This is a genomic window from Malonomonas rubra, assembly GCF_003247215.1.
GTDB lineage: Bacteria > Desulfobacterota > Desulfuromonadia > Desulfuromonadales > Geopsychrobacteraceae > Malonomonas > Malonomonas rubra_A.
Window position 1 is genome coordinate 1 of the sequence record NZ_QKAP01000090.1, and the last position, 9,542, is coordinate 9,542.

The window sequence follows — 9,542 nt, forward strand, 5'->3', positions numbered from 1 at the left end:
AATTACGAGTTGTTTGTCAAACTGCAGTTTGTCGATATGTACCACTCATGGTGGTTCATCGGGCTGCTAGCCCTGTTCAGCGTCAACTTGATCTGCTGTTCGATCAAACATTTCCCTCGCGTTTGGAAGTTTGTCTCTGAACCGCAACTGGTTGCCTCTCCCGGTATCCTGAAGAACTCGAGCAATCGCGCCGAGTACTCGGTTAAGGAGGGGGCAGACCAGATCTCCCACCGTCTGAGCGACCTGCTAAAAAAGGAATTCGGCAAGGTGACCAAAACCGAAGCAGACGGCAAACATTACCTGTTCGCGCAAAAAGGGATCTATTCCCGCTTCGGTGCCTACATGACCCACCTGTCGATTTTGATTGTCATGGCGGGGGCGATTATCGGAAATATCTGGGGCTACAAGGCGTACGTGAACATCGTCGAAGGAACCTCGATCAAGCAGGTCTGGTCACGCAACGGCCAAACCCCGATTGAGCTAGGCTTCGAGGTCCGCTGTGACGACTTCGATGTCAGCTACTATCCAAATTCACGCCGCCCGAAAGACTACAACAGTGACTTGACAGTTCTGGAAAACGGCCAGGAAATAATGCGCAAGCGGATTGAGGTAAACGACCCGCTGACTTACAAAGGGATCACCTTCTACCAATCGAGCTACGGCCCGGCGGGCAACGCCTCCTTCAAGGTGACGGTTACGGAAAACGCTACTGGGAAGGTAATGAACTTCAATACCCGCCAAGGAGAGCATATCAAACTGCCGGGCGGCTACGCTTTTGCTATCAGCGGGTTCACTGAAAATGATCGCCAGTTCGGACCGGCAATGCAATTGCATGTCAACACCCCGGACGGTCAGCATGGGCGACCCTTTGTTGTCTGGAAAAACTTCCCACAGTTCGATGTCAAACGTGCCGGAGTCTTCAGCTTCGCCCTGATCGACTACATCGAGCCACAGTACACCGGACTGCAAGTAGCCAAAGATCCGGGTGTCGAAATCGTTTGGCTAGGCTGCTTACTGATGGTGTTCGGTTCGCTGACAGCCTTCTTCTTCTCCCATAAGCGAATCTGGGTCTGCCTGGAATCGGATGGGAACAAAACCAAGGTCCAGGTTGCCGCCAATGCGCATCGGAATCAGCCCGGTTTCTCGCTGGCATTTGATGAACTAAGACAAAAACTCGATGCAACAATTGAAAACAAATCCCCAGTGAAGGAGGGATAAAATTATGGATAGCGGAACTCTTTTCAACTTAGTCACTGTTGCCTACTTTGTCTCGATGGTGTTGTTTTTCGCCTACCTGGCGACCCGCACCAAAAGCGTCGGCTTGGCTGGCAACCTGACCGCCCTTATCGGTTTTGTCCTGCATACTGCTGCAATCGGCATGCGCTGGTACGAATCGTACCAGATCTTAGGCGTCGATGGCCGTGCCCCGCTGACCAACCTGTATGAGTCGGTGGTCTTCTTCTCCTGGTCGATCGTACTGATCTACCTGCTGCTTGACCTGAAATACAAACAGCGCTCGGTCGGCGCCTTTACCATGCCGTTCGCCCTGTTCGCTCAACTCGGAGCACAGATGTGGCTGAACGCCAGCATCGATCCGCTGGTCCCGGCGCTGCAAAGCAACTGGCTGACCTACCACGTTATCACCTGCTTCCTCGGCTACGCTGCCTTCGCGCTGGCCTGCGGGGTATCGATTATGTACCTGATGAAGATCGGCAAGGAAGAAAATTTCGAAGGCGACAAAACCAAGATGCCCGGGCTGCTGGGTTTCTTTCCGCCGACCCGCGTACTTGACGACATCAACTACCGCGCTATCATGATCGGCTTCCCGCTCTTGACCCTCGGCATTATCACCGGCGCCGCCTGGGCCAACTACGCTTGGGGAACCTACTGGAGCTGGGACCCGAAGGAAACCTGGAGCCTGATTGTCTGGTTCATCTACGCCGCTTTCATCCATGCCCGCTTCACTCGCGGCTGGGTCGGCCGAAGGGCTGCTTGGCTGTCGATTTTCGGTTTTGCGGCAACCGTTTTCTGTTACCTAGGGGTCAACCTGGTTCTGTCCGGCCTACACTCATACGGTGGCTCCTGATCTCTTTTCAGAAACAAAAAAAAACGGCCTGCATCTTCTCGATGCAGTCCGTTTTTTTTTTTGTTACCGACTTCGACTTCAGCAACCAATTTCAGTCGAAACAATCACTCCGATACATCATCGCCAATCGCCCCCGGCTGGCCAAACAGTCAGGGCAGAGTTGACCGGCGTCACCGTAATCCTCTTCTGCCAGTAGTTGTCCGGTGAGCTGTGCCGGATCTGTCAAGTCCTGCTCTGGATCAAACTGTTTCTGGCATAGCAAGCACTCTTTCATAGCCCGCACCTATCTTTTACCAAAGCGGCCATGGCACCAAGAAAATCAGCGTGCGCATTTAACGAGGGGGAACGGTGGAAATGATGGAATCCGCACGCGGCCGCTAGATTCCTATATCCAATATCGATTTCTTCCAAAGTTTCTATATGATCGGAGACAAAAGAGATCGGCACCATCAGCAAGCAGCTATGATCATCGGCGCCCAACCACTTGATCATCTCCTCGGTACCGGGAGCCATCCATTTTACCGGACCGCTGCGACTCTGGTAAGCGATTCGCCAATTGTAGTGGTCACCAACTCTCTTCATCACCTCGCTAGCAGTAGTTTCAACCTGTTGCTGGTAGGGATCGCCACGGTCGATGAATTTCTGCGGTAGAGCGTGTGCTGAAAACAGAATCTGCACTTCGTTCTGCACCATATCGTGAAACTGTTCAATTCCCTCTTTTACCCGGTTGGCCAACGCATCGAGATAGGGAGGCCAATTATACCAGTCCTTGATCAGGCGATACTGCAACTTGGGATAGATCCGGTCGACCGCGCGGCGAAAGTCGTTAACACTGCTACCGGTGGTCGCCCCGGTGTAATGTGGGTACATCGACAGCACCACTGCCTGCTTGATCCCTGCCTGTTTGATCTCAGCCAGCACATCATCGGCAAATGGATGCCAATATCGCATGATCACATACGGTTGCACATTTTCCAGCCGCGCAGCGATCCCTTCCGCCTGTTTCTGGGTCCATTCGAGTAACGGGGATTTGCCTCCAATGGTGCGGTAATTCTCTACCACTCTCTTGGCACGAAAGTGAGAAATCATCTTCGCAAACGGCTTCTGAAGCAACTCCCCAGCCGGTAACTGGATCAACTCGCGGTCAGAAAACAGGTTATAAAGAAACGGCTCGACCGCCTCCAACGAGTCGGGGCCGCCCATATTCAACAGAATCAGTGCGGTTGGTTTGGTATCAGACATGGAATCTCCCTCCCTTTGTCTTTACCAAAGCGGCGCAGAGTTTTTATGGAGTTTTGCCGCAAGGTTGAGTGAAGCCAATGGGAGCGGCACATAAAAACTCTGCGGAACGCAGGTTCCTGCGTCAGCGGGCAAAGGCAACAGGGCTCCTTTTTCTGATTACTCTTTTATGACGGGACAAAAGAGTAAGGCGTTTGGCGGGACGCAACCCGCCGGTGTTGAATCTAAAAAGGGGCAGAATAGAATTCTGCCCCTTGAGTTTTCAAAATGGACTTACTTATTTCTGACTTAATCTGTGCACGCAATCCACCATATGGATGGCATTCTCTGGCGGTACCGTCGGCAGGATACCGTGCCCCAAGTTGAAGATAAAACCGGGACGATCGGCATTCTCGTCGAGAATCCGCTGCACCTCGCGCTCGATGTGATCCTTCGGCGCGTAGAGGACAGTCGGGTCGAGGTTACCCTGCACTGCGATGTCGGGGCCAAGAATATCGCGAGCCTTGCCGAGGTTGACATGCCAGTCAAGGCCGAGCACATCAGCACCGGCTTCCTTAACCAGTTCGAGCATGGTGCCGCCATTCTTGACGAAATAGATGACGGGAATACCGTCGCGATTGAGGCCATCGATAAGGGTCTTGACGTACGGCAGGATGTACTTTTCAAAATCGTGCGGAGCCAGCAGCCCACCCCAAGTATCGAAGATCTGAATCGCCTGGGCACCAGCTTCGATCTGCATGTTAAGGTAGCGGCGATCCATCTCAGTGATTTTCTTCATCAACGCATCGTAAAGCGGGAAGTCGCTATACATCATCTGCTTGAGAGCGGCGAAATCCTTGCTCCCCTTCCCTTCGACCATATAGCAGGCCAGAGTAAATGGCGCACCTCCGAAACCGATCAGCGGCACCCGCCCCTCGAAGGCGACGCGCAACCGCTTGATGATCTCCGGCACGTAGGGCACCGCCTCGGCCATATCCTCTGGAACGATCAACGCATCGACATCGGCGGCGGTACGAATCGGCTTTTCGAACACCGGACCGGGTACAAAGTCGAGCTTCATCCCCATCGGCTCGATCGGGGTGAGGATATCGGAGAACAGGATCGCCGCATCGGCCTTCAAGATATCGATCGGCTGGATAGTCACCTCGGCGGCACGGGCCGGATCCTTGCACAGGTCGAGGAAGGTACCGCCACCCTGAGCGCGAACATCGCGGTAACACTTGAGGTAACGGCCGGCCTGGCGCATCAGCCATACGGGAACGCAATCAACTGGCTGACACCAGCAGGCTTTCAGAAAATTGTATTCGGTCATCTTTGACGATCTCCTAAGCTAAACAGACAATGATTAGTTACTATCGAAATTAATCTTTCACTGAATTTTCCGCCGCTTCCTTCTCCATCCGCTTTAGGGTTCGCTGCGGGATGTAGTTGCAGAACGGCTCTTCGGCCATATAGTCGCCATAAACTGCATCGGCACGAGCGCGGCAACCACCACAGACGTTGATAAACTCGCACTCGCCACACTTGCCCTGGTACTTTTTGAAATCGCGCAGGTCGTTAAAGACCTTTGAGTTGAACCAAAGGTCCTTGAACTTGACCTGCTTGACATTGCCGACCGAAGAGTGGAAATAGGAGCAAGGCTTCAAGTTTCCGAAGCAGTCAATCAGGCAGATGGTCTGGGCGGCGATGCAGCCCTTCCCGCCGCCAGTCGAGAAGGTCAGCGAGCGACGCTTGAAGTCAGCCCCTTCCGCCTTGGCCATCTGTGGCACGATGCGGTAGTAGTGCGGTGCGCAGGTCGGGCGCATCAAAATATCATCCTCGTTTTTCTCCTGCTCATAATGCCAGGCGAGGATTTCTTCGTAATCCTCCTTGGAAACCAGCTCGTTCATAATCTCTTCGCCACGACCGGTCGGTACGATCATGAACATGTACCAGGCGGTGGCGCCGAGGCTTTTCGCCAATTTGAAGGTCGCGGCGATGTCATGCTGGTTGCGCTTGGTGAAGGAGGAGTTGACCAGAAACTTGATGCCGTTGCGCTTGAGGGTCTCGGCACCGCGGAGGGTCCCTTCGAATGCGCCAGGACAGGAGCGGAAATCATCGTGGATTTCGGCTGTCGAACCATCGAGCGACAGCGAGACCATCTTGATGTCGGCCTTCTTCATCTTCTCGCAGACTTCGTCGGTGATCAGGGTACCGTTGGTCGCCATGCACATACGTAAACCTTTGCCGGTCCCGTACTCGGCGATCTCAAAAATGTCGGGGCGCAGCAGCGGCTCGCCTCCGGAGAGTACCATTACCGGCTGGCTGACTTCACAGATATCGTCAATCAGTTTGAAGGCCTCTTCGGTGGTAAAATCCCCTTCGGCAGCATCCATATCGGAAGAACAGCGACAGTGCACGCAATTCAAATTACAGCGCTGGGTGCTCTCCCAGGCTAACCACTTAGGGATAAACTTTTCCTGTTCGGAACTCATTTTTACTCCTTAAAAAAAAGCCGGTGACGAAAAAACTTTTGCAATCTTGTCAAGATACTACAAACAGCCCACTTAACTCAAGGCTCACGCCATCCGAGCGACTTAGTCATCAGCAACCTTCAACCACATCAGCTCCCCTTGCATGAACAGGGTAAAAGACTGCGGGGCAGCATTCTTCAGCAATGCAGAGACGTAATCCTGGACACTACCATCCTCGGTGAACAGGCGAACCTTCTGCAGTTGCTCAAAAATCCGCGAACGCAACATCGGATCGGTTCCGGTCAAATCGATTAACAGCAATGGCCCCTTGGCCACCCCTTCTTCTCCGAGAGGATTAGGAGCCACGATGATAGCCCCTTCCAAGGCTGAAGGCAGTCCGATCTTGCGTAGTATGGCGACAGCGAGATCACGATTGTATTTCTCGACTGACATAGTTTCGCCGGCGTCCAGCGGCAGGGTCGGAATCACAAACAGGGTACCCCTCTCTTTCAGTTCATCCTGATTGGAAAAAAAGTACAACTGCTGCAGCACACTGTCGAGCACCTCTTGCTGCATCTGCGAAGCGATCAAGTAAGCGTACTGATCGTAAGCGGGCCGCTCCAGACCTAAATCGAGCAACGGCTCCCATGGAGCTTCGTTTGGCGGCGTCTCTTTTAGCTTCTGCTCTTCCATCTGCACAAGCAACTGCTTGAGTTTCTTCAGCTTTTCCTGAAGCAAGCGAACCCGTTCTTCTTTTTCATTGGCAATTGCCGGCTGAACAATCGGTACCTGCAGCGCACAGACAAGTAACAGACAACAAACAAACGGCAAGATCTTTCTCAGCATCAACGATCTCCTAAAATGGAACCTTTCCAACAAAGCCCGAGGATTATACAGAAAATTCACCTAGAATGGGGGCTTTTAATCATCTCGAGGGAAAAATTGCTCAGCAACGAAAAGGGCTGCGGAACAAATGTTCCGCAGCCCTTGGCAATCTATTCTGCTCTGCTATCAGCTGGCATTCCGTTCTGCCACCGGAAACAGCTCCTCGAAAACCTCTTTTACCGTGCTGATACGCTCTGCTTTCCAAGCATTGCTGCCACAGAAAATCAGCCCGGTCCTCATGTCACCCTGCTGCGCCCGATCGAGTGCGTGAACGATGCAGAAGCGCTCCTGACCAGTTTTGTACGCGCATTTTTTCAAGCACCCGGACGGACAACGGATATCGAGATCGACGTCTCGCTGACGCACCTGTTCAATATTAGCTATTAAAGCGCGCCCCGGCAGCCCGGCGGGGCTCATGATCAAACCGATATCCTCTTTGCAGCAATCGATGTAGGCCTGTTTGAAAGACTCATCGGCATCGCACTCTTCTGTGACTACAAATCGGGTACCCATCTGCACCCCGTCAGCGCCTTGCGCCAGAGCATGCTGCAGATCGGCCCGGTCCCAGACACCACCGGCGGCGATCACCGGAACTTCCAGGTTCCACTTCTCTTTCAGGTAATTCTTCACCCCGCGTACGGTAGCGTACTGATCGTACTGGCCGGTGCCGATCAATTCCGGCTTTTCCCCCAAGTGCCCACCTGCGGTATCCGGATCCTCGACCACGATCGCATCAGGCAAGCACTGGTAGCTCTTATGCCATTTGCGACAGATCAGCTCAGCCGCCTTGACCGATGAAACAATCGGCACTAGGGCCACCTCCGGATAATCAGCGGTCAGCGCGGGCAGGTTCATCGGCAAGCCGGCACCACTAACGATCAGCTTGGCGCCTCCTTCGCAAGCAGCTACAACGCATTCGTCATAGTTACTGACCGCGACCATGGCGTTCACGCCGATCACCCCCTCTGGAGCTATTTCATAGGCTTTATGCAACTCATCAATCAGCGCCTGCCGATCGGCAGCAAAGAAGTTCTTGCCGTTGTAGTGTTCACTGTTTAGCGCCAGTCCGGCACAAGCCACCAGGCCGATCCCGCCACACTTGGCAACATTCCCAGCCAGACGGGAACCTGAAACTCGCACCCCCATGCCACCTTGAATAATGGGAAAAGGTACGCTGTGTCGCCCGATTGTCAAACTTTCCACCATGGTAAACTCCTGTCTCTGTTAAGGCTCACAGTTTACAGCGAACAGCGTTCACCGAATGTAATAGTTGTGTAAAAACCCTCTTGTTGCTACCGGTTCGCGATGGTAATAGAAAGATATGAAACTGTTTCGGCGCATCTTTCACCCACTGATCACCTTTATCGGCATCCAGCTGCTGTGGATCTTTTTGCTGGTTTCCTGGATCTACTGGTTCCTCGGCCGCCACCAGCAACTCAAGGAACTCGCTGACCGCTATCAGGCCGAATGGCTGCCCGACACAACCGACTGGTTCATTCTCGCCGAGGGGATCGTGCTGCTGGTGGCAATCCTGATCGGGACCTACGTCATTTTTATATTCTGGCGTCGACAGTCTTCGCTAAACCGTGCCCAGCGCCACTTCATCAACCAAGTCACCCACGAACTGAAATCGCCGCTCGCATCAATCCAGCTGCACTTGGATACCATCGAGATGCGCCAGCCAGAGGGTGAAAAGCTGCAAGACTTCGTTAAGCTGATGCAGACTGACACCGAGAGGCTCGGCGGCCTGATCAACAATTTACTGACTGCCGGAAAACTGGAACACAAGGACAGTAATCTGAATCGGCAGTACGGCAATCTCTCCCGTACGGTTGAGGAATATCTGCAGCACAAGCAACCTTTCTTCCAGACTGGGAACGAAAAGCTGGAATGGAAAATCGAACCGGGCTTGATGGTCAATTTTGACAAGGACCTGATCGAAACCGTGTTGCGCAATCTGCTTGAGAATGCAGTACTTTACGCGGATGGTCCCCCTTCAGTCACCGTCAAACTACACCGCGACGGCCGTCTGGCACATTTGAGTCTCGCTGACCAAGGACGCGGTATCGATCCGAAATACAGTAAAAAAGTGTTCAAGATGTTCTACCGGATTCGCCGTGCTGATCGAACGGTTCGTGGCAGCGGCCTCGGTCTGTTTATCGTCCGCAACGCGATCCGCCGTCACGGCGGAAAAGTCTGGTTGAAAAGCGCCGGCCCCGGTTTCGGTTCCACCTTTCACCTGACCCTGCCGCTGGCAAGAAAAGAGCAATAAAGATGAACGACAATTTCCCGATATTACTGGTTGAAGATGAAACACATATCGCCCAAGGAATTGTCTACAATCTGGAAGAGGAAGGATACCGGGTCGATCATGTGGAAAGTGGTGAAGCTGCCCTGAATTCTCTTCAGGAGAACGATTACGCGTTGGTCATTCTCGATCTAATGCTTCCCGGCATTGACGGTCTTGAGGTCTGTCGTCAACTGCGCAAAGACAGAAATCAAGTGGCAATCCTGATGCTGACCGCCCGTGGCGAAGAGGAAGATCGGGTCATGGGATTAAGCGAGGGAGCGGATGATTACCTGGCGAAGCCGTTCAACCTCAAAGAGTTCTTACTGCGGGTCGCCAACTTACTGCGCCGAAGCAATTGGTCAGAAAGCCGCTCCCAAAGCAAACAGATCCGCTTCGGCCGCAACCGGATCGATCTGGAGAGCCACATTGCCGAAACCGCTAACGGCCAACTGCAGCTGACAGAACTGGAGCTCAAAATTCTGCAGCTATTCGTCAACAACGAGGGGAAACTGCTTAGTCGTGGAGAGTTACTGCAATTGGTCTGGGGAATGCAGCCAGACACAGAAACCCGCACTCTGGACAATTTCAT

Annotated in this window: 10 protein-coding genes; 4 read left to right on the forward strand and 6 right to left on the reverse strand. The window is 53.2% G+C overall.

The window, feature by feature from the left end:
• Nucleotides 1-1,218: cytochrome c biogenesis protein ResB (locus Q7J88_RS09405; protein WP_303721921.1), on the forward strand; the 1,218-nt coding region annotated here is incomplete at its 5' end.
• Between the two features lie 4 nt (nt 1,219-1,222).
• A complete protein-coding gene (gene ccsB, locus Q7J88_RS09410) occupies nt 1,223-2,086 on the forward strand; it encodes a c-type cytochrome biogenesis protein CcsB (protein WP_303721922.1) in 864 nt (287 codons plus the stop codon).
• A gap of 91 nt (nt 2,087-2,177) precedes the next feature.
• Here the strand turns inward: ccsB and Q7J88_RS09415 are convergent, their stop codons facing one another.
• From Q7J88_RS09415 to Q7J88_RS09440, 6 genes are all read right to left on the reverse strand, one after another.
• The gene (locus Q7J88_RS09415; protein WP_303721923.1) at nt 2,178-2,360 is read right to left on the reverse strand and encodes a hypothetical protein; all 183 of its coding nucleotides are present in this window, start codon (nt 2,358-2,360) and stop codon (nt 2,178-2,180) included.
• Nucleotides 2,357-3,328, reverse strand: coding sequence for a ferrochelatase (hemH, locus tag Q7J88_RS09420; RefSeq protein WP_303721924.1), 972 nt, complete (start codon nt 3,326-3,328; stop codon nt 2,357-2,359). The genes Q7J88_RS09415 and hemH overlap by 4 nt, the downstream gene beginning before the upstream one ends.
• Before the next feature lie 274 nt (nt 3,329-3,602).
• Nucleotides 3,603-4,637, reverse strand: a complete 1,035-nt coding sequence (gene hemE / locus Q7J88_RS09425) for a uroporphyrinogen decarboxylase (RefSeq protein WP_303721925.1) — start codon at nt 4,635-4,637, stop codon at nt 3,603-3,605.
• 49 nt (nt 4,638-4,686) lie between these two features.
• Complete coding sequence (locus tag Q7J88_RS09430) at nt 4,687-5,799, reverse strand: radical SAM protein (RefSeq protein WP_303721926.1); 1,113 nt, start codon at nt 5,797-5,799, stop codon at nt 4,687-4,689.
• Nucleotides 5,800-5,901: 102 nt separating this feature from the next.
• Nucleotides 5,902-6,624 carry a hypothetical protein gene (locus tag Q7J88_RS09435; protein WP_303721927.1) on the reverse strand — a complete coding sequence of 241 codons (723 nt, stop codon included), beginning with the start codon at nt 6,622-6,624 and terminating at the stop codon, nt 5,902-5,904.
• Nucleotides 6,625-6,789: 165 nt separating this feature from the next.
• Nucleotides 6,790-7,869, reverse strand: coding sequence for a nitronate monooxygenase family protein (locus tag Q7J88_RS09440; protein ID WP_303721928.1), 1,080 nt, complete (start codon nt 7,867-7,869; stop codon nt 6,790-6,792).
• A gap of 115 nt (nt 7,870-7,984) precedes the next feature.
• Between Q7J88_RS09440 and Q7J88_RS09445 the strand changes: the two genes are divergently transcribed.
• Together Q7J88_RS09445 and Q7J88_RS09450 are read left to right on the forward strand one after the other, a co-directional pair.
• Nucleotides 7,985-8,935 (forward strand): HAMP domain-containing sensor histidine kinase, encoded by a 951-nt coding sequence (locus Q7J88_RS09445; RefSeq protein ID WP_303721929.1) that lies wholly within the window; start codon nt 7,985-7,987, stop codon nt 8,933-8,935.
• A 2-nt stretch (nt 8,936-8,937) separates the two neighbouring features.
• The coding region (locus Q7J88_RS09450; RefSeq protein ID WP_303721930.1) for a response regulator transcription factor at nt 8,938-9,542 on the forward strand (605 nt) is incomplete at its 3' end.